The organism is Limosilactobacillus oris, assembly GCF_025311495.1.
Taxonomy (GTDB): domain Bacteria; phylum Bacillota; class Bacilli; order Lactobacillales; family Lactobacillaceae; genus Limosilactobacillus; species Limosilactobacillus oris_A.
Genome location: NZ_CP104398.1, coordinates 1,470,177 through 1,496,415, shown reverse-complemented (window position 1 = coordinate 1,496,415; position 26,239 = coordinate 1,470,177). Strand labels below are relative to the sequence as shown.

The following is a 26,239-nucleotide window of genomic DNA, read 5'->3' as shown; positions in this document are numbered from 1 at the left end:
GAGTTAACTTCTCACCTTACCGCATAGTTTGCCCACTGGCCTGACTAGTGCGTCCAATGGTTTCTTCAACAGCGATTTCTCAATAGTTGCAAAAGTTTAAGTTAGGGATGAGGTGTTTACTGTCATCATCCCGCTGTTCATACAAACAAGCCTCCAGAGGCTGGCCTTAACCAAACTCTGGAGTTTTTTTATTTATGGAACTCAAAAAGCGGCCAACCGCTGCTCTCATGCAGCGTTCGGACGCTTTTGCAAGTTATCAGCTATAATCCCGCCTTCGCACCAATGTCGGTCCGGTAGAAGCACTCCGGCTCATCCAGTGCCGCTAGGTAGTCGTAGACGCGGTCATGGGCAACCGCGAGGGAATCAGCTTGGGCCAGCACCATCAGCAGGCGGCCACCAGCTCCCCGCAAATCGGCAAGGCTGCCCGCCACGTTGGCATAGTCGATCTCAACCCCAGCCGCGGTCGGGAACTTGCCAAGGGCTTGGCCGTGGACCGGCTTTTGCGGGTAGCCCTGCGACGCCAGAACCACCCCGAAGCTGGCCCGCGGGTCCTCGACCACTTCTGGCAATGGTTGATCGTTTAACGCCCGGTCAACCAGCTCAAAGAGGTCGGTCTGCAGCCGGGGCAGGATCACCTGGGTCTCGGGATCGCCCAGGCGGACGTTATATTCGATCACCTTCGGACCGGTAGCCGTCATAATCAGGCCGATGTAGAGAATGCCGTGGTAGTGGTAGCCACCAGCCACCAGACCATTAACCGTGGGCACGACTACCTGGTCAACCATCGCCTGGCGGTCCGCAGCACTCAGCTGGGGCAGCGGACTGTACGCGCCCATGCCGCCGGTATTCGGTCCCTTATCACCATCATAGGCCCGCTTGTGGTCCTGGGCCATCGGCAGGATCCGGTAGTGACCATTGCTCAGCAGGACAAACATCGAGTATTCCGGACCAACCAGGCATTCTTCCAGCACCAGCCGGGCTTGGCCGCTGGCAAACATCTCCTTGACCGTCTGAACAGCCGTGGCGTGGTCCTGGGCGATCACAACCCCTTTGCCACCCGCTAGACCGTTTTCCTTGATTACCAGTGGAAAGCCAAACTGGTCGATTTCCGCGAGGGCCGCGGTCTGGTCCCGGTAGGAGGCATGGCGGGCAGTCGGTACCCCGTAGTTGTTCATGAAGTTGAGGGCGTAATCCTTGGAGCCCTCGAGCTGGGCGGCCCGGGCGTTGGGGCCAAATGCCTTTAAGCCGGCCGCCGCGAAGTCATCCACGATCCCGTCGACCAGGCAGTCTTCAGGGCCAACGAAGGTCCAGGCCACCGCGTGCTCTTTGGCAAACTTGATTAGCCCCGCAAAGTCGGTTTCTGCAATCGCCACCGGTTGGACGCCGACGGTCGGCATCCCCACGTTGCCGGGCGCGCAGTACACCTGCTTGACATGGGGACTCTCCTGGAGCTTCTTAGCAATCGCAAACTCCCGACCACCTTCGCCAACTACTAACACGTTTACTTGTCCTGCCATCTGCTTCTCCTCACAATCTTTTTAGTGGCGGAAGTGGCGAACCCCCGTCGTGACCATTGCAATCCCGTACTTGTTTGCCATCTCAATCGACTCCTGGTCGCGAATCGAGCCGCCCGGTTGAACTACGGCCTTGATTCCGTGCTGGCCGGCGTACTCAACACAGTCGCCAAACGGGAAGAAGGCGTCACTCGCCATCACTGCCCGGTCGTCAATCGCGTCACTGGCGTGTTGAACGGCAATCTTGAGTGAGTCAATCCGGTTAGGCTGACCTTCGCCAACACCCAGCGTCCGTTCATCATTCGCTACCACGATGGCGTTCGACTTGGCGTGCTTAACGGCCTTCCAGGCAAAGGCCAGTGACCGGAGCTGGGCCTCCGTCGGTTGGGCCTCCGTGACGCACTTCCAGTCGTGGTAGTCTTCGTCTAGGACGTCCTGTTCCTGCATCAGCATCCCGCCCATGACGGAAACAACTTCGTGGCGGATGTCCTCGTCCTTCTTGCTAAAGTCGACGGTCAGCAGGCGCAGGTTCTTTTTCTTTGCCAGCACGGCATAAGCATCGTCGTCAAAGCCCGGCGCAATGATAATTTCCAGGAAGAGTTTGTGCATCTTCTCGGCCGTGGCCAGGTCCACTTGACGGTTCAGGGCAATTACCCCACCGAAGATTGATACCGGGTCCGCTTCATAGGCCCGGTCCCAAGCCTGTTCCAGGGTTTCACCCCGACCAATCCCACACGGGTTCATGTGCTTCATCGCTACGACGGTTGGTTCGGCAAATTCGCGGATACACCGCAGGGCCTCGTCAGCGTCCTTAATGTTGTTGTAGGACAGCTTCTTCCCGTGGAGCTGGTTAGCCGAAAGAACTGAGAAGCTCTTTGGCAGGGCGTCCTCGTAGAGCCAGGCTTTCTGGTGGCTGTTTTCCCCGTAGCGCATCGTTTCCTTGAGGTTCCAGGTCAACGTCAGCTTCTCTGGGTCTTCCAACCCGTCCTGCTTGGTCAGGTATTGAGAAATCAGGGCATCATAAGCGGCGGTGTGGCGGAAGGCTTTGGCGGCGAGTTTCGTTCGAGTAGCGAGGCTGGTATCACCGTCCGCCTTGATTTCCGCCAGTACCTGGTCGTAGTCGGCCCGGTCAACCACGATAGTCACGTCCCGGTAGTTTTTCGCCGCGGACCGAACCATGCTTGGGCCGCCAATGTCGATGTTTTCAATTGCGTCGGCGAGTTTGACATCCGGCTGTTCAATCGTTTCCTTAAATGGGTACAGGTTGACACAAACCAGGTCGATTGGCGTGATATTGAGCTTTTCCAAGGTTGCCATGTGTTCTGGCAGTTCCCGCCGGGCTAACAGGCCACCGTGAACATAGGGATTGAGGGTCTTGACCCGCCCATCCAGGATTTCAGGGAAGTGGGTAACGTCCTCGATACTAATGGTCGAAATACCCGCTTCGTCCAAGACCCGCTTGGTACCCCCGGTAGAAACAATTTCGTAGCCGTTGTCGACCAGCCCTTGAACAAAGGGAACCAGGTTTGTCTTATCAGATACGCTTACCAATGCTCGTTTCATTCTTAATACTCCTTTTCTCCTGCTGCCAACAGTGCTTCTCGTAGTGCTAATGGGTATAACTGGTGTTCTGTCGCGTGAACCCGTTCTTCCAAGCTCGCCACCGTGTCGTCTGGCAAAATCGGCACGTGGCACTGGGCAATCACCGGGCCGGCGTCCAGGTCAGCGTCGATGTAGTGGACCGTTACCCCGGTCTGGGTTCGGCCATCGTTAAAGGCCCGTTCGATGGAATGGAGACCCGGATATTCCGGCAGCCAGGCCGGGTGCAGGTTGACAATCCGGTGGTCATATTCATCGAGGATCGTCGGGCCAACCACCCGCAGGTAGCCGGCCAGGACGATGAAGTCGATCCGGTACTGCTTCAGAACGGCCAGCACCCGCTGCTCATAGGCCAGCTTGCCGCCGCTTTCCTTGACCGTAAAGCTCTCGGCGGGGACACCGAGCCGCGCTGCCCGTCCCATCACCGGGGCGTCCGGGTGGTTGCAAAACAGCAGGGCTAGTTTCCCCGGCAGGCTCCCGGCCTGAAAGTGCTGGGCTAGTTCTTCAAAATTCGTTCCGTTGCCGGAAGCAAAAATCGCTACTCTCATGCTGCACGCCTCACTTAATTTCAATCTTTGCTACCCCAGCCGGCCGCTCTTGCAGGCGGCCAACCTGGTAGCTTTCCTGTCCCGCATCGGTCAGGGCCGCCTGCACCACCGCCAGCTTTTCCGGCTGGACAGCTAGGACCAGGCCAAGCCCCATGTTAAAGGTCTGCCAGCAATCCACTAGCGGGAGACCCCCGAGTTTTTGCAGGTAGGTGAAAATCGGTGGCACCGGCCAGCTGCCCGCGTTAACAACGGCCTGCAAGTGGTCGCCGAACATCCGCGGCAGGTTCTCAATGAGGCCCCCGCCGGTGATGTGGGCGATCCCGTCAACCAGCCCCTGGCGGACCAGCGGCAGGACCGGCCGAACATAGATTTTCGTCGGCGTCAGGAGGGCTTCACCGATTGTCTGCCCCGCTAATTCAGCCGGGCGCGCGTCCAAGGCCAGCTGGTGGTCCTTGAAGAGAATTTGCCGGACAAGGGAAAAGCCGTTGGAGTGGAGACCGCTGGACGGAAGACCAAGCAGGATATCCCCGGCTGCCGGGCGGTCTGCCGTCAGCATTTCACCTTTTTCGGCCACACCCGTCACGGTTCCCGCCAGGTCATATTCATCCCGGGCATACATATCCGGCATTTCCGCCGTTTCGCCACCAATCAAAGCAGCGCCGGCGTCCCGACAACCCTGGGCAACCCCAGTGACAATTGCCGCCATCTTGGCCGGGTCGTTGTGGCCAGTGGCAATGTAGTCAAGAAAGTAGAGCGGTTCGGCGCCCTGAGCCAGCACGTCATTGACGCACATGGCAACCACGTCGATGCCAATCGTGTCGTGCTTGTTAAGGCGTTGGGCAATCATTAATTTAGTACCAACACCATCCGTTCCCGAAACTAGGATTGGGTGTTTCACGTGTAACTCGCCCAGGTCGAACAAGCCGCCAAAGCTGCCGATGCCACCAACGACACCGGGTCGGTTCGTAGACTTCACGGCATTCTTGATCCGGTCTACTAATTCGTAACCGGCATTGACGTCGACGCCAGCTTCTTGATAACGGTTCATTGCCGCGCACGCTCCTTTCGTCCACGCTGCTCCTGTGCATTCAGCGATTTAAGGTAACCCGCCTCGTAATCATACAGCGGCGTTGGGTAGTCGCCATTAAAGTAGGCCACCGTCAGGCCGCCATACGGTGCATCCCCGGCGTCAGGAACGTTGATAGCCTTGATTAAGCTCTCAACGCTCAAGAAGCTGAGCGAATCCGCCCCCATCTGCCGCCGCATCTCTTCGACTGAGTAGTGGGCCGCAAACAATTCTGACCGGGTGGAAATATCAATCCCGTAGAAGCAGGGAAATTTGAACGGCGGTGACGCAATCAGCATATGTACTTCCTTCGCCCCGGCGTCCCGTAACATTTTGATAATCTGCTTGGAGGTCGTCCCCCGGACAATCGAGTCGTCGACCACGATGACCCGCTTGCCGTTGACCACCCCGCGAACGGCAGACAGTTTCAGGTGAACGCCCCGTTCTCGTAACGCCTGGGTCGGCTGGATAAAGGTCCGGGCAACGTACTGGCTCTTGATCAGACCCATCTCATAGGGAAGACCGCTGGCTTCGGCATAACCTGAGGCCGCCGAAAGGGAGGAATTCGGTACCCCAATGACGATGTCCGCGTCGACCGGGTGCTCTTGGGCCAAACGCCGTCCCATCTCCTTGCGGGCGTTGTGAACCGTCACCCCGTGGATGATGGAATCCGGCCGGGCAAAGTAGATGTACTCCATCGAGCAGATTGCCAGCTTGGTATCCGTCGTGTAGTGGTCGATGTGGAGGCCGTCGCGATCAATGATAATCAGCTCACCCGGCTGGACGTCGCGGACGAATTTGGCGTTGATAATGTCCAGGGCGCAGGTCTCACTGGCCACCACGTAGGCACCGTTAGCCAGTTGACCAATGCAGAGAGGCCGAATACCGTTCGGGTCGAGGGCCGCAATCAGGCGATCCCGCTGCAAGAGCAAGTAGGCAAAGCCGCCGTGGACCTGGTTGAGGCTCTTCTTTAAGGCCGGGATAAAGCCCTCCTTGATGTGTTGGCGAATCAGATGGATCAAGATTTCCGTATCGGAGTCGGACTGAAAGACCGCCCCCTCATCTTCCAATTGGCGCCGCAGGGTGACCGCGTTGGTCAAGTTGCCGTTGTGGGCCAGGGCGACGTCACCATCATGGAAACGAAAGAGGAAAGGCTGGACGTTGGCAATCGAGTTATGACCGCTGGTCCCGTAGCGAACGTGGCCGATTGCGGCGTCGCCCACCAGGCGTTTCAACTCGGCTGGATCCGCGAAGACCTTCGCCAGCAGGCCCCGGTCACGGTGCTGGTACAGCTGCTTGCCATCGCTAGAAACAATTCCGGCCCCCTCCTGTCCCCGGTGTTGCAGGGTATGGAGGCCGTAATAGGTCAGTTGGCTAGCGTCGGGCGCCCCGAAGACGCCGAAGACGCCACACTCTTCATTTAATCCTTTGATTTCAGCTGGCAAGGCAGTGCCTCCTCCCATAGTTTTTGCAGTTCAGCCACGCTCTGGTTGACCTCCGCGTCTGCTAGCCGGGCTTGCAGCCAGTGGCTATTAGTAACGGTCCCCACCATTGCGGCATCCCCGCCCATAGCACTTTCAAAGTCCGCGGCGGCTTCCGCTGGTACAGTCACAATTAGCCGGCCCGGAGTTTCGCTAAAGAACTGGTCCGCGGTCAGATGACGCAGGTCGAGGTCCATCCCCAGGTCCGTCTTAAAGAGGGTTTCGCTCAGGGCCACCCCGAGGCCGCCCTCGCTGAGGTCATGGGCGCTGGCAACCTTACCAGCCTGCATTAGCTTGAGCAGGCGGTGCAGGTAGTCACGGACGGTTTCCAGGTCGAAATCAGCTAACGTCCCGCTGATATCCCCCTGGAGCATTTTTTGCAGTTCGGAGCCCGCGTAGTCGTCGCCGGTCTGCCCCACCAGGTAAACACGGTCCCCAGGATGCTGGGCAAAGGACGGGATAACGTGGTCGAGGTTCTTGACCAGGCCGACCATCCCTACCATCGGGGTCGGGTGGATAGCCTGACCGTTATTTTCGTTGTACAAGGAAACGTTCCCGGAGATGACCGGGGTATCAAAGACCCGGCAGGCATTTGCCATCCCCTGGACGGACTGGTGCAGCTCCCAGAAGATTTCCGGGTCGTTCGGGTCACCGTAGTTAAGGCAGTCAGTAATCGCCAATGGTTCGGCCCCGCTGGCGATGATATTGCAGACCGCTTCAACTAGGGCAATCTGCCCGCCAACCTTCGGACTCAGGTAGACGAAACGGCCGTTGCCGTCGGTGGTCATTGCCAGGCCCTTATGCGTCCCCCGCACTCGGATTACCCCAGCATCACTGCCGGGACCGACAACGGTGTTCGTCCGCACCTGGGAGTCGTACTGCTGGTAAAGGCTGCTCTTGTCGGCAACCGTACTTTGCTGGAGCAGGGAGTGGAGGGTTGCTTCCACGTCCGTAATCTGGGGCTGCCAAGCTGGTTCCTGTTCAGCCGCAATGATCCGGGCGGGCTTCTTTTCCTCACTGTGTTCTTCCAACACGTCGTCGGTCAGGCTGCTGACCGGAATGTCACAGACTACCTCGCCGTCATGGTGGAGGACGTACTGGTGACCAGCCGTGATCCGGCCAATGGTGACCGCCTCAAGGTCGTAAAAGTCAAAGACCTTCTTGACGTCTTCCTCGTGGCCCTTGTTAACACAGAGCAGCATCCGTTCCTGGGACTCGCTGAGCATGATTTCATAGGCCGACATCCCGCTTTCACGCTGGGGAACCAGGTCCAGGTCTAGTTCCATCCCACTGTTCCCCTCGGAAGCCATTTCGGCACTGGAGGAAACGATTCCAGCGGCCCCCATGTCTTGAATGCCGACCAGCCAGTCGGGGTGCTTCGTGATTACTTCTAGGCAGGCCTCCAACAGGAGTTTTTCCATGAAGGGGTCCCCGACCTGGACAGCGGAACGCTGGGTCGCGTTTTCGTCGCTAAAGTCCGCGGAGGCAAAGGTCGCGCCATGGATTCCATCCCGGCCAGTCTTAGCACCGACGTACATGACCGCGTTGCCGATTCCGGCCGCCTTCCCCTTTTGCAGGTCTTTCTGGTCCATCAGGCCGACACTCATGGCGTTACAGAGGACGTTGCCCTGGTAGCAAGAATCAAAGGTCGTTTCCCCAGCGACCGTGGGAATCCCCATACAGTTGCCGTAGTCACCGATGCCGCGGACGGTCCCGGTAACCCGCATCTTCGTCTGCGCGTCCGTCAGTTCGCCAAAGTGAAGGGAGTCAAGCGATGCTACCGGGCGGGCACCCATACTAAAGATGTCCCGCAGGATACCGCCGATTCCGGTTGCGGCCCCCTGGTAAGGTTCCACGGTCGTCGGGTGGTTGTGGCTTTCGGCCTTGAAGACAACCGCCTGACCATCATCAATGTCCACGACCCCGGCGCCTTCACCTGGTCCCTGGAGCACCCGGGCGTTTTTGTTGGGGAAGAGCCGGAGGACCGGCTTGGACTTCTTGTAAGAACAGTGTTCACTCCACATTGCGGAGAAGAGGCCGGTCTCCGTGTAGTTTGGCAACCGCCCCAGGAGCTGTTCACTGATGTAGTTGTATTCCGCTTCGCTCAGGCTCCAGTCCAGGTAAGGCTTTTGGGCTTTGATTTCTTCCGGTGACATTGCTTGCTTCATCGTCTATTCCTCCACTTTCACACTGCCGTTTGCTAACAGGGACTTGAACAACCGCAGCCCATCGGTATTGCCGAGGAGCGCTTCAACGGCCCGCTCCGGGTGCGGCATCATGCCGAGCACGTTGCCCCGCTCGTTGCAAATTCCAGCGATGTTCCGCAGACTGCCATTCGGGTTTTCTTCGGCATAACGGAAGACGACCTGGTGGTGCGCCTCGAGCTGGTCAAGGGTCTCCTGGTCGGCATAGTAGCTACCGTCTGCGTGAGCAATTGGTAGGGCAATCCGTTCGTGCTCTTGGTACTGGCTGGTAAAGAGGGTCCGGTTGGAAACCACCTCCAGCGGTACCGTCTTGCAGACAAACTGTTGGCTATCATTGCGCTTCAAGCCGCCAGGCAACAGTCCCGCCTCAGTTAAAATCTGAAAGCCATTGCAGGTCCCAAAAACTGGTTTTCCAGCCCGGGCCATTTCAACCACGGCCCCCATCACGGGTGAAAAGCGGGCGATTGCTCCGGCCCGCAGGTAGTCGCCGTAGGAAAAGCCCCCGGGAAGCATCACCGCGTCGTAGCCTGCCAGGCTCTCCTGCTTGTGGGAAACGTAGTCGACGTCCGCGCCACAGACCGTGTGCAGGGCCTCGTAAATATCAATATCACAATTGGAACCTGGAAAAACGATTACCGCAATTTTCATTGATGATCCTCCATTACTTGGTAGGTGTAGGTTTCCATGTTGAAGTTGACCAGGAGCTGATCGGCGATTTGCTTGACGGTAGCGGCAACTTGGTCGCTGCCCCCGTCAACCATGACGTCGAAGAACTTGCCGACTTGAACATCCTGGACTTCATCGTGTCCGAGGTTGTGAATGGTCTTCTTGATCGTGTCCCCCTGGGGGTCAAATACGGACGGCTTGTAGGTAACGAAAATCCGAACTTTAGTCATTAGTTTTCCTCCGCAATTGCTTGTTGTAACCGGGCCAGCACTTCATCGTAGGTGGTCGTCAAGTCGGCGAGGCCCCGCCGGTAAACGTCCTTGTCCAGGTGGTCGTTCGTCTTGAGGTCCCAAAGCCGGCAGTTGTCCGGCGAAAACTCGTCAGCCAGAATAATCTTGCCATCACTGAGGTGGCCAAATTCCAGTTTGAAGTCCACCAACCGCATTCCCGCCTGGGCAAAAAGGTGGGTCAGCAGGGTGTTGACTTCCCGGCAGACACCCCACATCTGTTCGAGTTCTTGGTGGGTCGCAATCCCGAGCGCAATCGTCGCGGACTCGTTGATGAATGGGTCGTCAAGCTGGTCGCTCTTGTAGAAAGTTTCTTCCACTGGTTCGGTTAAAGAGTCCCCTTCATGCAAGCCGTAACGGCTGGCAAAGTGGCCCGCGATCACATTCCGGGTCACAAATTCCAGCGGCACCATCTGACACTTTTTAACCAACTCTTCCTTATCAGACAGCTTCTTGATGAAGTGGGTCTGGATACCATGACGGACTAAGTATTGGAAAACCAGGGTGGAAATTGCGTTGGCGGCCTTCCCCTTACCAGCAAAATGGTCCTTTTCCTTGCCGTTCAGTGCCGTGGCCTGGTCCATGTAAACGACCCGTAAAACCTCGGGGTCGTCGGTTTGCCACATCTGTTTTGCCTTACCGGTGTACAATAGTTTTTCCATCTCAGTCGCGTCTCCTTTACCAAATCACGAACTATGTTAAGCAATAGGCGGAATTCATTCGCCCTTTTATACTAACAATATACTATCGGCGGTGCTGTCTGTCAACGGTTTTCGTTAACTTTAGCCATTCATTCCGTGATATTGTTCGCTATTATTGCTAATAGAAAGGGATAGTCACCTAACTTTGTCCGTAAATAAAACGGTGCCGACCAGATAACTGGTCAGCACCCGTAAGAGCGTCTACAATGATTCGTAAAGGAGATCTTACAATGACAAAAGCAACAATTAAGATTCGCCGGGCAGAGGCCAGCGACTGGGAAACCATCATCAACATCTTTAATGAGGCCGTTGCGGCCGGCATTGCCACCGACGAAAGCAGGCCGATTACCGTTGCGGACCGCGAAGAGTGGTTCGCCCAGTTTGACGACCGCCACCCCCTCTGGGTAGTTGACAGCGATGGCAAGGTCAGCGGCTGGTGCGCCCTGGAATACTTTTCCACCCACCCCGCTTACACAGACACGGCAGAAATTGCGATTTACATCCACCACGGCGCCCACCGGCAGGGCCTCGGCCGCCGGCTCCTCGCATTTGCCGACCAGCAAATCAAAGAAGAGCTCCACTTTAAGACGGTCGTTGCCTACATTTACGAACGCAACCAGGCGAGCCAGGGGCTCTTCAAGCAGAGTGGCTTTGAATACTGGGGCCACCTCCCCGCCATCGCCAAAGTTGCCGGCGAATACCGGGAACTCAAGATTTATGGCAAGAACTACCCTAGCGTTCGCGTTTAATAAGGGACGCAATCAGGAAAAGCAGGCCAAAAAGCTGGCACCCATAATTGAGAATCTTCCCCACCGGGTCCTGACTAACGGCTAGGTTGACGAGGGGCGCTAATACCAGGGCCCAGCCGAAGTAGAAGCTGCTTGTCTTATAGAATTGACGGTTAAATTTCATCTGAGTATTCCTCACTACAACATAATTGTCCTTACCATAACAAAAAGCGGTCCCGGATAAAAGTCCAGGGCCGCTTTTTACTAATTAGTCTAAGCCAATTCGCTTGTAAATGTCGTCGACGTGGCGGAGGTGCCAGTGGTAGTCGAAGGCATCGTCCAGGTCTTCCTTGGTCAGCTGCTTTTGGATAGTCGGGTCAGCTTCCAGCAACGGACGGAAGGCAATCTGTTCGGCCCAGCACTTCGCAGTGTACGGCTGAATCAGGTCGTAGGCGGCCTCCCGGCTCATCCCACTGTTGACCAGTTTGAGCAGGACCCGGCCGGAGTAAATCAAGCCGAGGGTCTTGTCCATGTTCTTCTTCATTGTTTCTGGGAACACATCCAGGTTCTTCAAAATACGGCCGAACCGCCGAAGCATGTAGTCCAGCAGCGAAGTAGAGTCCGGCAGGATCATCCGTTCCGCACTGGAATGGGAAATGTCCCGTTCATGCCAGAGGGCCACGTCTTCATAAGCCGTGACCACGTGGCCGCGCAGGACCCGGGCACATCCGCAGATGTTCTCCGAGCCAATCGGATTCCGCTTGTGCGGCATTGCCGAAGAACCCTTTTGTCCCTTGGCAAAGTGTTCTTCGACCTCGTGGATTTCCGTCCGCTGGAGGGAGCGGATTTCCGTCGCCATTTCTTCCAGGCTGGTCCCAATCAGGGCAATCGTCGCAATGTATTCGGCGTGCAGGTCGCGCGGCAGTACCTGGGTAGACACTTCCTGAGGACGCAGGCCAAGCCGCTTGCAGACGTATTCTTCAACGAAGGGGTCGATTTCGGCGAAGGTGCCGACCGCCCCGGAAATCTTACCAGCTTCAACACCCCGGGCCGCGTGTTCAAAGCGTTCCTTGTTCCGCTTCATTTCAGAATACCAGCGGGCCGCCTTGAGGCCAAAAGTGGTTGGCTCGGCGTGAATTCCGTGGGTCCGGCCCATGCAGACGGTGTACTTGTACTTCTCCGCCATTTCCTTCAGGACCGCCATAAAGTTGTCGATGTCCTGGCGTAAAATATCGTTGGCCTTCTTGAGCCGCAGTCCCTGGGCGGTGTCCACCACGTCAGTACTGGTCATTCCATAGTGCACCCACTTCTTTTCCGGGCCAAGGGACTTGGAAACGTCCCGGGTAAAGGCGATGACGTCGTGGTGGGTGACGGCTTCGATTTCCGCAATCCCGTCAACGGTAAACTTGGCATTCTTCTTAATCTTTTCCACGTCTTCTGCCGGAATGTGGCCGAGCTTGCTCCAGGCTTCGTCGGCAGCAATTTCGACTTCCAGCCAGCACTGGTACTGGGTTTCCAGGCTCCAAATCTTTGCCATTTCCGGACTTGTATAGCGATCAATCATCAGTTCAAAATCCTCTCTATTTTGTTCTCCAGTTATTATCGCACAGGCACTGCCATGCCGTAAAGCCGAACTTTACTCAGACCAGATACCCGTATTGTCAATTTCTGTTAGTGTTTGCTCAACGTCATCAGTTAAAATCGTTACGTGGCCCATCTTGCGGTTATGGCGGACCGCCGCTTTGCCATAATCATGGAAGTGCCAGTTCGGTTTTTGGCTAATTTGTTCCCGCACACCGGCAACGTGCTGGCCGAGGACATTCACCATCACAGCCGGCTTGAGCAGTTCAATCTTTGGCAGCGGCCAGTTGCAAACAGCCCGGTTGTGGATTGCAAACTGGGAGAAGTTGCAGGCTTCAATGGAGTAGTGACCGGAATTGTGCGGCCGCGGTGCCAGCTCGTTGATGTAGATTTCGCCGTCACGGCCAATAAACATTTCCACGCCGAGGATCCCGCGCAGGTCGATCGCGTGGGCAATTTGAACTGCCATCTGCTGGGCCTTCTCTTGCAATTCTGGCGAAATCCGTGCCGGGATAATACTGATGTGGAGGATTTCGTCGTGGTGAATGTTTTCGGCAACCGGGAAGACGGTGACTTCACCATTTTCGTTCCGCCCCACCATGACCGAACATTCAAGTTCAAATGGCACCCAGCCCTCCAAAATCGCGTCCCGGGTTGACAGGATACCGGTACACTTGGCAAGGTCGGCATCGCTATGGAGGACTTCCTGACCATGGCCGTCATAGCCACCCTCACAAGTCTTGAGGACACAGGGGTAGCCGAGTTCTGCCACGGCGCGCTTCAAGTCCGCCGCGTCCTTGACCGCCCAAAACGGTGCCGTCTGGAGGCCCGCATCCCGGAGAAAGGTCTTTTCCCGAATCCGGTTCTTGGTCGTATAGAGCAGGTGGGTGCCCTGGGGAATGTAAACCTGGTCAGCGACGTCTTTGAGGGCGTTCAAGTCAACGTTTTCAAATTCGTAGGTCAGGACGTCCGACCGGCGGGCTAATTCTTCAATTGCGGACACGTCCGCGTATTCGGCCACAATCTGGTCATCGGCAACCTGGCCGGCTGGGCAAGCCGGAGTTGGGTCCAGGACGATGACCTTCATCCCCGTCTGCTTAGCGTCTAACGCCATCATCTGACCGAGCTGGCCCCCGCCGATGATCCCGATGGTTTGTCCTTGTTGAATCAGCTTAGTCAAGGTGCGCCCCGCTTTCTGCTGCCTGATCGTGCATTTGCTGGCGGTAGTCAACAATCTGCTGTTGGATTTGCTGGTCGTTAATCCCCAGGATCTGTAAAGCGAGCAGGGCGGCATTCTTGGCCCCGGCGACCCCAATGGCAGTGGTAGCAACGGGAATCCCAGCTGGCATCTGAACGATAGACAGGAGTGAATCCATCCCGCCGAGGGCCTTGGTCTGACCCGGAATCCCAATCACCGGCAGTGGTGTATTGGCCGCAATCATCCCCGGCAGGTGGGCGGCACCACCAGCGCAGGCAATAATGACCTTGGTCCCTGCCGCCACGGCTCCCTGGGCAAAGGCGAACATTTCCTGTGGCATCCGGTGAGCTGAAATTACCTGTTTGTCATAATCAACGCCAAACTGATCCAGAATCCGGCAGGCCTCTTTAACCGTAGGCCAGTCAGACTTACTACCCATTACAACACTAATTGCACTCATTGTCCTACCTCCTTAAAACTGCTTTAAGGATAACAGATAAGGACGCCGGCTTCAATATTTTTACGAACAAAATTGATATTTTAAATTATATAGTTCGTTTAAAACTAAAAAAGACTGGGCATTGGCTCAGTCTTTTTATCACTTTACTACATTGTTCTCCCATCACCGGCGATGAAGCCAAACCTGCATGGCACCATCCCGTCGATTAGCCCAAGCATAATAAGGGACCAGTTTTAACGTTGTCCGTTGGCGGTGCACCTTCTCTGGCAGTGCCTGGTAGAGTGGCGCATCCACACTTGCCAACTGGTCACTTTCGACGGGAACCCGGACCATCGCTACTCCACCTAGGAGCTGCGGTTCAAAACTAACTCTTGGCTCTTCTTCTGTCAGCACCCGGGCGGTCCAGAGAGGAAAGTCGTTATCAGTTCCTTCTGCCGCATAAACAAGCGGGCCCCGTTGAATGGCGACCTTGCCAATATCAGCCTTAACACGGTTGTTAGCAACCATGTACTTCACACTCATATCCAGCTGCAAGTCGATGGCTAATTCCTTATCCGCTACCTCAAAGTAGATAAAGCCATTATCAACGGCCAGCTCTTTTTTCTGCCCGTTAACGGTCAAAGCAGTCTTTGCCGACCAGTGTGGGAGCCGAATTCCTAACCGGAACGGCGTTTTTCCGGGGCTAACCCGGTAGTGAATGTCGCCAGACCACGGATAGTTGTTCTCCTGCTGAATCCGAGCACCATTGCTGAACTGCGTATCATTGGCAATGAACTGGTGAGAAAGCACCGTCTCGTCGCTAACCGTATAGATATAACGATCAACAGACGCAATCAGCCGCGCCAAATTCGATGGGCAGCAGGCACAACCAAACCATTCTGCCCGGCGCGTCAGGATATGAGCCTTTCCGGGATTCCATTTATTATCCGCCGGATCAGCTTCCAAGGGGTTGACGTAAAAGAAATGCTTACCGTCTAACGACATCCCAGCTAGAGCCCCGTTGAACAGCTCCTTCTCTAAGACGTCAGCATATTCACCAAGCGGCCGTAGTTTGAGCATTTGGTTGGCAAAAAATGCCAGCCCGACTGAGGCGCACGTTTCACCATAGTTAGTATCGTTTGGCAAGTCATAGTCGTAAGTAAACGCCTCTCCAGTTGTCGTCTGCCCAATGTTGCCGGTAATATACATCTGTCGTTTAACGATGTCGTTCCAGAAACGGTCACAGGCGGCAAGCAGCTCTTTATCGTGGGTGTAGCGGGCTACGTAAGCCATCCCTGTGCAGAGGTACACTACCCTGACCGCGTGCCCATGTGGTGCTTGCTGGTCTTTAAGCGGAGCATTAGTCAGATAGTATTCCTTGGGTAATCCCTGCATATTGGGAATAATGTCCCGGTCAGGACCGTCCGCTTGGACTTGCCGGTCAAGGAAGTCTGGATCCTGTCCCCGTTCAGTCAAGAAGAAATGTGCCAATTCCAGGTAACGGTGATCTGTCGTAACTTCGTATAACCGTGCCAGCGCCAGTTCAATCTCCGGGTGACCATCTACTCCACGAATTTTTCCCTCGTCCCGACCAAAGTGGCGGTCAATGCAGTCAGCCATTTTCTCGGCAATCGCCAGTGCCTTTTGACTACCAGTAACTTGATAGTAGGCCACCCCTGCTTCGATGTAGTGCCCCATCGTATACAGCTCGTGGGACTGCTGGAGACGCTTAAACTTGCGATCAGGGGCGTCAATTTGAAAGTAGGTTGAGAGGTAGCCATCATCTTCCTGGGCCGCCGCAATTAGGTCAACTAGGCGATCGGTAATCTTTCGCAGGTCATCGTCCGGGTGGTACTTTAGTGTATAAGCCGCCGCCTCCAGCCACTTGTAAACGTCCGTATCTTGAAAGGGAAAACCGTAGTGGTGGCCCTTCATCTTGCCAGCCGCTATCCTTAAGTTAGCGATGGCGTGACTGTTTTGGTCCTGCCCGTTATTCTGGGGATCATCAGCAATGTTGATTCCCGCCTCGTCATTCATGACTTTCCAACGGAAACATAAAAAGAGAGTGGGACAGAACTAGCTTGTCTAGTTCGTCGTCCCACCTCCGCAAGGATGGCTAGGTTGGTCAAATGCTGATTTATCAGCGTTTGAACTGCCAGCCAGCTACTGCGCTGAGGCATTACTAACTTTAAAATATTAAAGAGGTTGAGATAATTCCCAGCCTCTTTGCATTTATTTAGCGTTTGATTTAGAACAAACCGGTAATCTTGCCGTCCTTGTCAATCGTCATGTTAACGGCGGCCGGAACCTTCGAGAGCCCCGGCATGGTCATCATGTTGCCGGATAGGGCCACGATGAAGCCGGCGCCGAGCTTCGGCACGAATTCCCGAATGTGGAAGGTGAAGTCGGTCGGTGCCCCCAGCTGAGTCTGGTCATCAGTAAAGGAATACTGGGTTTTGGCAATGCAGACGGGCAGTTTGTCCCAGCCTAACTCGGCAAACTGCTTTAACTGGCGCTGGGCCTTGCGGCTAAATTCAACGTCCTTGGCGCCGTAAATCTTAGTAGCCACGATCCGCACCTTATCTGCCGGACTCGCATCCAGGCTGTACAGCTCGTGGAAGTCGCTGTCTTGGTCAGCCAGGCGAACAACTTCCTGCGCTAGGTCCTGCGTGCCGGCACCGCCCTTTGCCCAGGCGTCTGCCGTTACCACGTTGACCCCTAAGGCCTTGCAGTTATCCTCAATCATCTTGATTTCGGCTGGTGTGTCAGTGGCAAAGTGGTTGATAGCAACCACCAATGGAACACCGTAACGCTGCATATTCTTGATGTGGCGGTTCAGGTTTGCCAGCCCCTTCTTCAGTTCTGGCAGGTTTTCGTCCTTGAGGTCGGCCAGGGCCGCACCACCATTGTATTCGAGTGCACGGACCGTTGCCACAATTACTACGGCATCCGGGTTCTTACCGAGGACCCGCCGCTTGATGTCCATGAACTTTTCCGCTCCCAAGTCAGCACCGAAGCCGGATTCAGTGACGGTGTAGTCTGCGAGCTGTAAGGCCGTCTGGGTCGCCAGCACACTGTTGCATCCATGGGCGATGTTGGCAAACGGCCCCCCGTGGATAATGGTTGGGGTGTGGTCCAGGGTCTGAACCAGGTTAGGCTTAATGGCGTCTTTCAGCAGGATGGTGATGGCGTCGGCAAAGCCTAATTCACCGACCGTCACCGGCTGCTTGTCATAGTTATAACCCACGACAATTTGGCCGACCCGCTTTTTGAGGTCCATCAGGTCAGTGGACAGGCACAGGATTGCCATCAATTCGGACGCCGCGGTGATGTCAAAGCCGGTCTGACGGGGAACCCCCTGCATGAGGCCGCCAAGACCCGTGACCACGTTCCGCAGTGCCCGGTCGTTGACGTCCTCGACCCGCTTCCAGATAATCCGCCGTGGATCCAGGCCCAGCTCGTTGCCCCGCATGATGTAGTTATCAACTAAAGCCGCCAGGGTATTATTGGCACTGGTCAGGGCGTGAAGGTCACCAGTAAAGTGGAGGTTGATGTCTTCCATCGGTACTACCTGGCTGTAACCACCACCAGTGGCACCCCCCTTGATCCCGAAGACGGGTCCCATGGATGGTTCCCGCATTGCGATGATCGTTTGGTGCCCGAGTTGGTTGAGGGCATCCCCCAGGCCAACCAGCACCGTCGACTTACCTTCACCGGCCGGCGTTGGGTTAATCGACGTGACCAACACCAGCTTGTGTTTCTTATCCGGGTGTGCTTTGACAGGCAAACTAATTTTAGCTTTGTACTTGCCGTACTGCTCAATGTCGTCTTCACCCAAACCAATCTGGGCAGCAATCTCCTTAATCGGCTTCATTTCCGCCTGGTCAGCAATTTCGATATCAGTCATCATCGCAATCGTCCCCTTCCATTATTCACGAACTTTATTTTTATAATATAAACTATCATCCGTTTATATTCATACAATACTGTATTTTCTGCGTTAAGTAAACCTCTTTTCACGAATAATTGGCGATTTTAAATTAAAATCAGTTGCCTTTTTAAGCTTAACTTTTTCCTGAGCAGCTGTCAAAGTTCATTTCAAGTTCAATTATTGCTTTACAATAATTACGAATTTACCGGAGGAGGTTTCCGACCATGAAAAAGAAACTCATCAGCCTTATCTTGACGCTCATCCAGCTTTCCGTTGATTTTAGTATTGTCGCGGCCAGTATTTCACTAGTCATTGTAATCATTCTCGTCGCAAGTACCCCATTCACTGGCTTTGCCCATGAACTTTTTGACTACCACAGCTGGTGGAGTCTGGTCCTCCAAGCAGTCACGACGTCCGTATTGGTCTTCCTCGCCATCATTATGTTTGTCGGCGTCCATAGCCTTTTGCGCAATATCAATAGCGGCCTCTACTTCGTTAATCAAAACCTGGTGGCCGTTCGGCAAATTTTATGGCCGTCATTAGTAGTCTTCGTCTTGCAATCTCTGGCTTCCATCTGTTTTCGTCTCTGGAATATTCAGGATTTAATGGGCCTAATGACTTTTCGCGAGGGCGATTTCAGCAACAACCTTTTTTCACTGGTGATTTTCTTTTTAATCTACCTGATCTTCAAACGGGGAATCGCCCTGCAAAAGGACGCGGATGAAATAATCTAGCAAGGAGGTGCTGACCACCGTGATTACGGTCAATTTGGACGTTTTATTAGCAGAACGTAAAATGACTTCGAAAACCCTAGCACAACGAATCGGCATTACCCCGGCCAACCTCTCAATTCTCAAGACAGGAAAGGCCCGCAGGATCCGTTTCGAAACCCTATCTAAAATCTGTCACGAGCTGGACTGCCAGCCAGGCGACATTCTTGAATACCGGGAGGATGAGTCGAATGCACTTTAATCACCAATTCTATAAATCTGCCAGTTTCTACTTTGCCCTCTGCTTTCTCTGCTGGCCCCTGGCGATTGTTATCTTGCAGCCTAGTAATATCTTCGTCAACTTCTTCCAGCTGCTCTTTGCATTATTTGGACTAATCATGCTCATCTTCACCCTCTTCTTTGATGACGGTGATACTGGGGACTGGATTATCGCAGGACGGGGCCGCCAGCTGGAATTCAACCGTCACTTTTACCGCCGGGGCAACTTCTACACTGGTCTTTTTATAATCCTGATTGATTTACCGTTTGGAACAGGACTCGACCGGTGGGAAAACATCACCTTCTTCGTGCTCGGCGTTATTGCTACTGTTGGTTCTTTCATCCAACGTCATGACTAAAAAAGGAGTCGTGCAGACTCCTTTTTATTTTACATAAGTTACTTTACAATATTAGAACTGTTGTCAATTACTTATTTTGTTTTAGGCTACAAGTGAACTTGGTTTATTTAAAATAATCTATCGAAAAACGCCAAAGCAGCATATAAAGCAATAGTTTAAATAACCCTCCATTGTTTAAATATTCACAATGTGGGAATATAATATCTTGTAGATAATAGTCATTTTATTATTAATTATGAAGGGCAACAAAATACAAACGTTTTGCGCCAGCTTATTGATAATATTTGCTGTAAGTACAGGACTCCATCTCCACTATTGCTCAAACTAGTGACTGATTCTGCGCCTTGAACCTCAAAATGAAGTCAATCCATAGCATACAGATTGCAAAACAGTGTGCGGAAACGAAAGAGTATCTTAAAGCTCACCTAGGAAGAACTTTGCCAATACCTAATAGTGTGGAAGGTGATTTTAGTTGACGCCAATTATTTTAATATGTGCAATAGCATTATCTTTCTTCTGGTTCGGTTGGGAAATATATCGAGGAAACAAAAAATTTTATCGTTTAATCGCCGGGAATATATTTGGAGATAATAATGATTCTGTAGAAAAGCATCACAAGGGACTAGGAATATTTTACTTATGTTTCGGAGTGTTTGTGCTTACGATGATTTTTTGGAAGTAAAAAAGCTAACCTATTGAACTGAATGAACCCCCATAGTTGGATAAAGAATTCTAACTATGGGGGTTCATTTCAACGACTTTTTATTAGTTCAACTATTACTGCTCGCCCTGGCGAGGAGCTGGCTTAGCACTTCTAATCCTGATTTCCCTCGGACTGGGCAATGCTGTCCCGCAGGGTTGCCATGTCGACCTCGCTCTGGCGGAAAGCCTGGTCGGCGATTGGCAAGTGCTGTTCGAGCGTGTCGAAAATCTGCAAGTCACCGGTCAGTGCCGGCGCGGTAAATTCCAGCAGGTGCCCGGCAAATTGGCGGTCATCACTGATGAAGTGGAGGTGCCAGCCGGCCGCCGTTACGCTGCCAAAAATCTCCGGCGCGTAGTAACCAATGATCGTACCGTCAACGTCATCCCGGGCAAAGGTCGGCTGGCCCTGGGCGACTTCCAACAGACTCGGGTACGGTTTTTTCTGCTTGGGCGCGATCCGCACCTTGACGTGGCTGAACTTCCCCGTCAGGTGCAGGGCCGCGAAGACGTTCTTGAGTTCGTGCTGCCGGACGAACTCCCCGTTAAGCGCATTGAAGTCAACGTCAGTCAGCTTTAATGTTTCCAGATCGGCTGGCGTATGGACTGAGGCAAACGGCATCTTCGCCTGGCGGTCGGTAACGTGGTTGACCGTTCCATCAGAAACTGCCTGGTAGACCTCGCCGTCGAGGATGATGACCTCCCCGTCCAGGCCGTCAAAGGTGCCAATCCCGGTGGAGCCGTGCTTCAACAGGTCCGCCAGGGTAATCGTCCCCGCCATATTGCCAGCCATTAACGAGGCCAGCGTGCCGTGTTCGTATAAGGTACTGATAATACCATTTCCTTTCATTATCCTAATTGTGAATCAATCAAGTGGGCGGCCAGGTCCTTGTTGTTGCTGTAATCAACGGGAACGTCCACGACTACTGGGCCGTCAGTGCTGAAGGCCTGGTGCATAACCTTGTTCAGGTCAGCTGGCTTGTCAACCCGCAGGCCGGTCGCGCCGAAGCTCTCCGCATACTTGACGATGTCGCAGTCGCCAAACTTAACCCCGGCGGCTTGCGGGTACTTCATTTCTTCCTGAAACTTGACCATGTCGTAGTGTCCACCGTCATTCCAAACGACCACTACCAAGTTGAGATGGTGCTGGACGGCAGTCGACAGTTCGGCCCCGGAGAAGAGGAAGCCCCCGTCCCCGCAGACTGCAACGGCCTTCTGCTCGGGGTGGAGCATCGCGGCCACCATCGCCCATGGCAGACCAACGCCCAGGGTTTGCATTCCGTTGCTGATCAGCAAATGGCGTGGCTGGTAACAGCGGAAGTGCCGGGCCATCCAGATGTAGTGTGAACCGACATCCAGGGAAACGACCATATCATCGGTGACGTTCTCCTGGATGGCTTGAACGACCGCTAAGGGGTGGCTCTGCTGACCAGCTGGCGGTGTCGGCAGTTGCTTATCCCGGTCGAGCTGCTGGCGGTACATTGCCAGTTGCTTCTTCGCCGCTGCCGGGTAGCTAAAGCCGGTCAAAAGCTGGTCGAGCTGGGTCAAGCTGCTCGTCAGGTCACCGACCAGCTGCATTACTGGCGTGTAGTGGTTGTCAATCTGAGCCGGTTTCGTGTCGAGGTTGACAATCCGCAGCTGGTCTTCCTTGTTCCAGTTCCGCGGCTCGTATTCAATTGCGTCATAGCCGACCGCGATTACCAGGTCGCTCTGTTGGAGGAGCTGGTCACCCACCTGGTTGCGGAAGAGGCCGACCCGGCCAAAGTAAGACTGGTCTTCCAGGTCCCGGGACACCACCCCAGCCGCCTGGAAGGTTTCAACCACCGGAAAGGCGTAGTGCCGCAATAGCTGGTGGAGGGCGTTGGCAACGGCCGCACTACCGCCCCGCTGACCGACCAGGATGACCGGCAGTTTGCTGTGCTTAATGAGGTCGACCAGTTTAGCCAGCTCACCGGGATCCGCTGGTCCCATCTTTGGGGCCTCGTAGATTGGCAACGGCTGTTCATCAACCACCGCGTCGTCCACGTCCTGCGGCAGGCTGACAAAGGCCGCTCCCTTTTCGGCGCCCTGGCTGGCTTCAAAGGCGTTGGCCATTATTTCCGAAATGTTGTTGGGATCCTGGATTTCAGCGCTGTACCGGGTAATTGGCGCCATAATTTCAGCCGACGGGGTACTCTGGTGGGTCAACCGGTGCAGGTCCTTCCGCTGCACCTGACCACCGATTGCTAAAATCGGGTCCCCCTCCGCATTGGCCGTCATAATCCCGGTCGTCAAATTACCAACCCCCGGGCCGGACGTGCTGATAGCCACCCCGGTTTTGCCGGTTAAGCGGGCGTAGGCTTGGGCCATGAATACCGCGTTTTGCTCGTGCCGGGTGACGATTAACTTGGGCGCGTCCTCACTGTCCTGCCCATCTAAGCCTTCAAACAGACGATCAATTTTGGCGCCGGGAATCCCGAAGACTAGGTCGACACCGTGTTTCCGCAGGCTATCGATAATGACGTCCGCACCATACTGTTTCTTTTCCATCTTAACCACCTCTGTACCTAAATTAAAATTAAATCCATTGAGAAAAGTTTAGGCCCCTTCAATGATTTTCACAAGATTGTTGCTTCTTCACATACAAAAAACATGGTCAAACCGGCAAAAAAGTTTTTCCTAGTTTGACCATGCTATTACTTGCACAAGTTGTAATGATTACTGCCCATTAGTCTGGGAGCGTTTTCTTTTCGTCTTGTGAATTGATTTGACACCAAGGATATCCAAGAGGAAGGTGAAAATCGGCACCCCGACAATCAGCCCCCAGGTTCCCCAGAAGTGTTCTCCAATCAAGAGGACAATGAAGGTGTAAAAAATCGGCAAATCCGTCTGGCTGGACATAAACTTCGGGTTCAAGACATAGGCTTCAAAGGCGTGAATAACAATAATCATAATGATGATGTAAATCACGTCCCGGATCCCGCCGACCGAGTAAGCCACGATGCTCAACGGAATCGTCGAGATAATCACCCCGGCGACCGGGACTAGGCTAAAGACGAAGACCACGAGGGCAAGGGCGAAAATCTGCGGCATCTTCATAAAGAAGAGGCAGATCGTCGTAATCACCGTGTTGCAGATGGCAATGAAAAATTGGGCTTCCAAGACAACCCCAAAGGTATTGGTAAACTTCTTGCCAAAGTAGGCAATATCCTGGAAGAACCAGTCAAACTTGCTGTCGAGAAAGAGCCGGGAGAAGCTCTCCATTTGGGGCAGTTCCAGGGTGTAGAAGAAGCTCAAAATCAGCGAGAGGAGGAAAGTGAAGGCCACCACGCCCACGCTGGTGATGGTGCTGACCGCGATTGTCAAACCGTGCCGGAGCTGGGTCATAATCGTCCCGGTGCTAACGTACTGATTAACGTAATGATAAAGTACCGTCGCATCATTGGTACTGTAGAACTTCAGGACCGAGTTGACCATCTTAATGATTTGCCGAACCAGCACGGGCAGGTACTGGGTGATTCCAAAGTACAGCAGGAGAACCAACAGCGTATAGGTGATAATCACCACCACTGCGGGCGATAGTTTGGGCAGCCAGCGCCGGACCAGGTGGACCCAGTTGACCACGATGTAGGTCAAGATGAAGGTGAACAGGATCATGTTCATCATCGACCGCATCATCCAGAGGGCAAAAACAACTACCGCCAGGACAGCAAAGCGGCGCACCTCAACGTTTTCTATAAAGCGATGCCAAGCATCCGTCATATCATCATCCCTTTTTTAATTGCTATTTAATAATAGTATAAAATATTCCCATTATTTTGCCAGACTTGTTCTTCTTTTCCGATAAATAATGTATAGGGTGTTATAATAAGCACATTACGTTAGAAAAGAAAGAAGGAAACGTTGCAATGTTAGAAAAGACGTTCTACAAGTCACTGCTTAGCCGTTCCTTTACCTTTCCCGTTAAGGTTGTGTACTGGGATGGTAAAAGTGCTGTTTATGGCAACGGCGAGCCGGAAGTAACCATCACCTTTAAGGAGAAGATTCCGATTCGCGACGTTACCAAGAACGCCTCAATCGCCCTGGGGGAAGCCTACATGGACGGGAACATCGAAATTGAGGGCAGCATCCAAAAGCTGATTGCCTCCGCCTACGAGAGTGCCAACAGCTTCATGCGGAGTTCAAAGTTCCGCAAGTTCTTGCCGAAGCAGGGCCACTCCGAGAAGGAAAGCGAGTCCGACGTGCAGAGTCACTACGACGTTGGTAACGACTTTTACAAGCTGTGGCTGGATGACACCATGACTTACTCCTGTGCCTACTTCACGGATGGCAATTGGGATGACCTCACCAAAGCCCAGGAAGATAAAGTTCACCACATCCTCAAGAAACTCGATCCCCAACCAGGGAAGACCCTCCTTGATATCGGCTGTGGCTGGGGAACCCTGATGCTGACCGCGGCCAAGGAATACGGGCTCAAAGTTACCGGGGTGACCCTGAGTGAAGAACAGTACCGCCTGGTTCAGCAACGGATCAAGGATGAAGGACTGGAAGACGTTGCCGAAGTCAAATTAATCGACTACCGGGAACTCGGTGACCAAACCTGGGATTACATTACCTCCGTCGGGATGTTTGAACACGTCGGCAAGGAAAACCTGGGTCTCTACTTCAAGGACGTTAACCGCTACCTGAAGAATAACGGGGTGGCATTGATCCACGGGATCACCCGCCAGCAAGGTGGAGCCTACAACGGCTGGATCAACAAGTACATCTTCCCTGGCGGCTACGTTCCTGGCTTGGAAGAAATAATCGGCCACATCGAAGAAAACCACATGCAGATTGCCGACATGGAAATGCTCCGGCGGCACTACCAACGGACGCTGGAAATCTGGGACGCCAACTTCAACGCTAACCGGAACCAAATCCAGGACATGATGGGCGAACGCTTCACCCGGATGTGGGACCTCTACCTCCAGGCCTGCGCCGCCTCATTTGAGTCCGGCAACATCGACGTTATCCAGTACCTGATCACCAAGGGTGCGTCAGGGAAGAACCTGCCGATGACCCGGGAATACATGTATGAAAAGTAATGCCAACTGAAAAAGCCCTCGCAAGCGGCTCTGTCGTGTTTGCGAGGGCTTTTACTTACCGGTTCACTACCAAGCAGCTGTTTATTCTGCTTCCAGCTGCTGGGCGACCTCATCAAAGCGGGTCTTGATGTAGTTAGCCGACGCCGCCAGTTGTCGTTCTTCTTCGGCGGTCAGGTTTAGCTGCAAGGGCTTCACCACCCCCTGCTGGCCAATTACCGCTGGATAACCACAGTACGTTCCGTATTCTTCACGGAAATTTGAGACTGGCAGTTCAATATTAGCGTCGTTCAGGATGGCGATGACAAGGCGGAGTGCCGCCGCGGCAATCCCAAAGTTCGTGTAGTACTTTCCATGGAAGACCGTATAGCCACCCGCCTTCGTTGCTTCCGCCAGACCATCAAGGTCCAGCTGGTCACTCACCGTAGCTAAGTCCGTGATCTGCTGTCCCAGAACCCGAACCTGCGACCAGGCCGCAAACTGGGAATTACCGTGTTCACCTAGCGCGTAGCCAGATACGGACCGCGGATCAACATCCAGAGCCTCGCCCACAACCTTCTTCAAGCGGGCCGTATCAAGCAGGGTCCCTGTCCCGATCACCCGCTTTTTCGGCAAGCCGGTATACTTTTGAAACAGCGCCGCGATCACGTCACAGGGATTGCTAATCGAAACTAACACTCCCTTAAAGCCCACCTCTTTGAGTTTCGTCCCGACCTCCTTGGCTGCCCGGCTCGTCACTTTCAGTTCCATGAAGCGATCGTGTTTGGCATCGTCATTTTGAATGCCGATATTTCCCACGGCGATTACCACCACATCGGCGTCCGCCAACGCGGCATAGTCATTCTTTCTGATCCGGGTATGGGTCGGCAGGTTCGCCGCCGCGTCCTCGAAGTCCGTCGCGTTGGCGTTGAGTTTTTTCTGGTCGGTATCGACTAGGACCAGTTCATCCACCGTCCCCGTTACTAATAAATTATTCGCCAGGGTCTCACCAACGTGGCCCTGACCAATCACACCAACTTTACGTGTCATCCATGGTCCCTTCCTTTCCACTATTCGCCTTGTCATTTTCTAATTTTGTTTTAATGATACTTTAATCGTTGGCGGGGTAAAAGTCAACCAGGATTTTTTATGGGTGTGATATAGGAGGGTAAGAACAACCCCCGAAAATCGGCTGGCAAGCTGATTT

At 54.0% G+C, this 26,239-nt stretch carries 24 protein-coding genes; 5 read left to right on the top strand and 19 right to left on the bottom strand.

What is annotated here, in order from left to right; translation table 11 throughout:
• Positions 1-260 precede the first annotated feature (260 nt).
• The 9 genes from purD to purC are packed head-to-tail and all read right to left on the bottom strand — an operon-like array spanning position 261 to position 10,027.
• The gene (gene purD / locus N4599_RS07480; protein ID WP_062812676.1) at positions 261-1,517 is read right to left on the bottom strand and encodes a phosphoribosylamine--glycine ligase; all 1,257 of its coding nucleotides are present in this window, start codon (positions 1,515-1,517) and stop codon (positions 261-263) included.
• A gap of 21 nt (positions 1,518-1,538) precedes the next feature.
• Positions 1,539-3,077 carry a bifunctional phosphoribosylaminoimidazolecarboxamide formyltransferase/IMP cyclohydrolase gene (purH, locus tag N4599_RS07475; RefSeq protein WP_194176011.1) on the bottom strand — a complete coding sequence of 513 codons (1,539 nt, stop codon included), beginning with the start codon at positions 3,075-3,077 and terminating at the stop codon, positions 1,539-1,541.
• A gap of 2 nt (positions 3,078-3,079) precedes the next feature.
• Complete coding sequence (gene purN / locus N4599_RS07470; protein WP_004564536.1) at positions 3,080-3,661, bottom strand: phosphoribosylglycinamide formyltransferase; 582 nt, start codon at positions 3,659-3,661, stop codon at positions 3,080-3,082.
• Between the two features lie 10 nt (positions 3,662-3,671).
• Positions 3,672-4,709, bottom strand: coding sequence for a phosphoribosylformylglycinamidine cyclo-ligase (gene purM, locus N4599_RS07465; RefSeq protein ID WP_062812674.1), 1,038 nt, complete (start codon positions 4,707-4,709; stop codon positions 3,672-3,674).
• Complete coding sequence (gene purF, locus N4599_RS07460; protein WP_191363905.1) at positions 4,706-6,172, bottom strand: amidophosphoribosyltransferase; 1,467 nt, start codon at positions 6,170-6,172, stop codon at positions 4,706-4,708. The genes purM and purF overlap by 4 nt, the downstream gene beginning before the upstream one ends.
• Complete coding sequence (gene purL / locus N4599_RS07455; RefSeq protein ID WP_191363904.1) at positions 6,148-8,376, bottom strand: phosphoribosylformylglycinamidine synthase subunit PurL; 2,229 nt, start codon at positions 8,374-8,376, stop codon at positions 6,148-6,150. The genes purF and purL overlap by 25 nt, the downstream gene beginning before the upstream one ends.
• Before the next feature lie 3 nt (positions 8,377-8,379).
• Positions 8,380-9,060, bottom strand: a complete 681-nt coding sequence (purQ, locus tag N4599_RS07450) for a phosphoribosylformylglycinamidine synthase subunit PurQ (protein WP_003712907.1) — start codon at positions 9,058-9,060, stop codon at positions 8,380-8,382.
• Positions 9,057-9,308, bottom strand: a complete 252-nt coding sequence (purS, locus tag N4599_RS07445) for a phosphoribosylformylglycinamidine synthase subunit PurS (RefSeq protein ID WP_003712904.1) — start codon at positions 9,306-9,308, stop codon at positions 9,057-9,059. The genes purQ and purS overlap by 4 nt, the downstream gene beginning before the upstream one ends.
• Entirely contained in the window at positions 9,308-10,027 is a 720-nt protein-coding gene (gene purC / locus N4599_RS07440) for a phosphoribosylaminoimidazolesuccinocarboxamide synthase (protein WP_062812671.1), read from the bottom strand. Before purC ends, purS begins: the two co-directional genes overlap by 1 nt.
• Positions 10,028-10,296: 269 nt before the next feature.
• On the opposite strand from purC, the gene N4599_RS07435 reads away from it, so the two are divergent.
• Positions 10,297-10,815 (top strand): GNAT family N-acetyltransferase, encoded by a 519-nt coding sequence (locus N4599_RS07435; protein ID WP_191363903.1) that lies wholly within the window; start codon positions 10,297-10,299, stop codon positions 10,813-10,815.
• Here the strand turns inward: N4599_RS07435 and N4599_RS07430 are convergent.
• The 6 genes from N4599_RS07430 to N4599_RS07405 all read right to left on the bottom strand — a co-directional run bounded on the left by N4599_RS07430 (position 10,799) and on the right by N4599_RS07405 (position 17,922).
• A complete protein-coding gene (locus tag N4599_RS07430) occupies positions 10,799-10,978 on the bottom strand; it encodes a hypothetical protein (protein ID WP_003712905.1) in 180 nt (59 codons plus the stop codon). The two genes, N4599_RS07435 and N4599_RS07430, sit on opposite strands and share 17 nt — an antisense overlap.
• An 84-nt stretch (positions 10,979-11,062) precedes the next feature.
• Positions 11,063-12,358, bottom strand: coding sequence for an adenylosuccinate lyase (gene purB, locus N4599_RS07425; protein ID WP_062812670.1), 1,296 nt, complete (start codon positions 12,356-12,358; stop codon positions 11,063-11,065).
• 72 nt (positions 12,359-12,430) lie between these two features.
• A complete protein-coding gene (gene purK, locus N4599_RS07420; protein WP_062812669.1) occupies positions 12,431-13,555 on the bottom strand; it encodes a 5-(carboxyamino)imidazole ribonucleotide synthase in 1,125 nt (374 codons plus the stop codon).
• Positions 13,548-14,033 (bottom strand): 5-(carboxyamino)imidazole ribonucleotide mutase, encoded by a 486-nt coding sequence (gene purE / locus N4599_RS07415; protein ID WP_062812668.1) that lies wholly within the window; start codon positions 14,031-14,033, stop codon positions 13,548-13,550. Before purE ends, purK begins: the two co-directional genes overlap by 8 nt.
• A 162-nt stretch (positions 14,034-14,195) precedes the next feature.
• Positions 14,196-16,049, bottom strand: coding sequence for a glycoside hydrolase family 127 protein (locus N4599_RS07410; RefSeq protein ID WP_224758005.1), 1,854 nt, complete (start codon positions 16,047-16,049; stop codon positions 14,196-14,198).
• A gap of 211 nt (positions 16,050-16,260) precedes the next feature.
• On the bottom strand, positions 16,261-17,922 hold the full coding sequence (locus tag N4599_RS07405) for a formate--tetrahydrofolate ligase (RefSeq protein WP_191363902.1): 1,662 nt from the start codon (positions 17,920-17,922) through the stop codon (positions 16,261-16,263).
• Between the two features lie 245 nt (positions 17,923-18,167).
• Between N4599_RS07405 and N4599_RS07400 the strand changes: the two genes are divergently transcribed.
• Genes N4599_RS07400 through N4599_RS07390 form a run of 3 tightly spaced genes read left to right on the top strand, consistent with a single transcriptional unit; the run spans position 18,168 to position 19,291 of the window.
• Positions 18,168-18,677: a hypothetical protein gene (locus N4599_RS07400; RefSeq protein ID WP_191363901.1), complete on the top strand. Its 510-nt coding sequence runs from the start codon at positions 18,168-18,170 to the stop codon at positions 18,675-18,677.
• 19 nt (positions 18,678-18,696) lie between these two features.
• A complete protein-coding gene (locus N4599_RS07395) occupies positions 18,697-18,915 on the top strand; it encodes a helix-turn-helix domain-containing protein (RefSeq protein WP_260898791.1) in 219 nt (72 codons plus the stop codon).
• A complete protein-coding gene (locus tag N4599_RS07390; protein ID WP_191363900.1) occupies positions 18,905-19,291 on the top strand; it encodes a hypothetical protein in 387 nt (128 codons plus the stop codon). The genes N4599_RS07395 and N4599_RS07390 overlap by 11 nt, the downstream gene beginning before the upstream one ends.
• Positions 19,292-20,105: 814 nt before the next feature.
• Here N4599_RS07390 and budA read toward each other — a convergent pair.
• From budA to N4599_RS07375, 3 genes are all read right to left on the bottom strand, one after another.
• A complete protein-coding gene (gene budA, locus N4599_RS07385) occupies positions 20,106-20,840 on the bottom strand; it encodes an acetolactate decarboxylase (RefSeq protein ID WP_260898787.1) in 735 nt (244 codons plus the stop codon).
• Entirely contained in the window at positions 20,840-22,519 is a 1,680-nt protein-coding gene (gene alsS, locus N4599_RS07380) for an acetolactate synthase AlsS (RefSeq protein ID WP_260898785.1), read from the bottom strand. The genes budA and alsS overlap by 1 nt, the downstream gene beginning before the upstream one ends.
• Positions 22,520-22,687: 168 nt before the next feature.
• Positions 22,688-23,731 (bottom strand): AI-2E family transporter, encoded by a 1,044-nt coding sequence (locus N4599_RS07375; RefSeq protein ID WP_260898784.1) that lies wholly within the window; start codon positions 23,729-23,731, stop codon positions 22,688-22,690.
• A 146-nt stretch (positions 23,732-23,877) separates the two neighbouring features.
• Here N4599_RS07375 and N4599_RS07370 point away from each other — a divergent pair, with 146 nt between their 5' ends.
• On the top strand, positions 23,878-25,056 hold the full coding sequence (locus tag N4599_RS07370) for an SAM-dependent methyltransferase (protein ID WP_260898782.1): 1,179 nt from the start codon (positions 23,878-23,880) through the stop codon (positions 25,054-25,056).
• Positions 25,057-25,137: 81 nt separating this feature from the next.
• On the opposite strand, the gene N4599_RS07365 is transcribed toward N4599_RS07370, so the two are convergent.
• Complete coding sequence (locus N4599_RS07365; RefSeq protein WP_260898781.1) at positions 25,138-26,082, bottom strand: L-lactate dehydrogenase; 945 nt, start codon at positions 26,080-26,082, stop codon at positions 25,138-25,140.
• Positions 26,083-26,239: the final 157 nt, after the last annotated feature.

Bases quoted from the DNA above. Each gene is read 5' to 3' on its own strand.
- purD (WP_062812676.1), bottom strand. From the start codon at position 1,517: ATGGCAGGACAAGTAAACGTGTTAGTAGTTGGCGAAGGTGGTCGGGAG.
- purH (WP_194176011.1), bottom strand. From the start codon at position 3,077: ATGAAACGAGCATTGGTAAGCGTATCTGATAAGACAAACCTGGTTCCC.
- purN (WP_004564536.1), bottom strand. From the start codon at position 3,661: ATGAGAGTAGCGATTTTTGCTTCCGGCAACGGAACGAATTTTGAAGAA.
- purM (WP_062812674.1), bottom strand. From the start codon at position 4,709: ATGAACCGTTATCAAGAAGCTGGCGTCGACGTCAATGCCGGTTACGAA.
- purL (WP_191363904.1), bottom strand. From the start codon at position 8,376: ATGAAGCAAGCAATGTCACCGGAAGAAATCAAAGCCCAAAAGCCTTAC.
- purQ (WP_003712907.1), bottom strand. From the start codon at position 9,060: ATGAAAATTGCGGTAATCGTTTTTCCAGGTTCCAATTGTGATATTGAT.
- purS (WP_003712904.1), bottom strand. From the start codon at position 9,308: ATGACTAAAGTTCGGATTTTCGTTACCTACAAGCCGTCCGTATTTGAC.
- purC (WP_062812671.1), bottom strand. From the start codon at position 10,027: ATGGAAAAACTATTGTACACCGGTAAGGCAAAACAGATGTGGCAAACC.
- N4599_RS07435 (WP_191363903.1), top strand. From the start codon at position 10,297: ATGACAAAAGCAACAATTAAGATTCGCCGGGCAGAGGCCAGCGACTGG.
- N4599_RS07430 (WP_003712905.1), bottom strand. From the start codon at position 10,978: ATGAAATTTAACCGTCAATTCTATAAGACAAGCAGCTTCTACTTCGGC.
- purB (WP_062812670.1), bottom strand. From the start codon at position 12,358: ATGATTGATCGCTATACAAGTCCGGAAATGGCAAAGATTTGGAGCCTG.
- purE (WP_062812668.1), bottom strand. From the start codon at position 14,033: ATGAGTGCAATTAGTGTTGTAATGGGTAGTAAGTCTGACTGGCCTACG.
- N4599_RS07410 (WP_224758005.1), bottom strand. From the start codon at position 16,049: ATGAATGACGAGGCGGGAATCAACATTGCTGATGATCCCCAGAATAAC.
- N4599_RS07405 (WP_191363902.1), bottom strand. From the start codon at position 17,922: ATGATGACTGATATCGAAATTGCTGACCAGGCGGAAATGAAGCCGATT.
- N4599_RS07400 (WP_191363901.1), top strand. From the start codon at position 18,168: ATGAAAAAGAAACTCATCAGCCTTATCTTGACGCTCATCCAGCTTTCC.
- N4599_RS07390 (WP_191363900.1), top strand. From the start codon at position 18,905: ATGCACTTTAATCACCAATTCTATAAATCTGCCAGTTTCTACTTTGCC.
- budA (WP_260898787.1), bottom strand. From the start codon at position 20,840: ATGAAAGGAAATGGTATTATCAGTACCTTATACGAACACGGCACGCTG.
- alsS (WP_260898785.1), bottom strand. From the start codon at position 22,519: ATGGAAAAGAAACAGTATGGTGCGGACGTCATTATCGATAGCCTGCGG.
- N4599_RS07375 (WP_260898784.1), bottom strand. From the start codon at position 23,731: ATGACGGATGCTTGGCATCGCTTTATAGAAAACGTTGAGGTGCGCCGC.
- N4599_RS07370 (WP_260898782.1), top strand. From the start codon at position 23,878: ATGTTAGAAAAGACGTTCTACAAGTCACTGCTTAGCCGTTCCTTTACC.
- N4599_RS07365 (WP_260898781.1), bottom strand. From the start codon at position 26,082: ATGACACGTAAAGTTGGTGTGATTGGTCAGGGCCACGTTGGTGAGACC.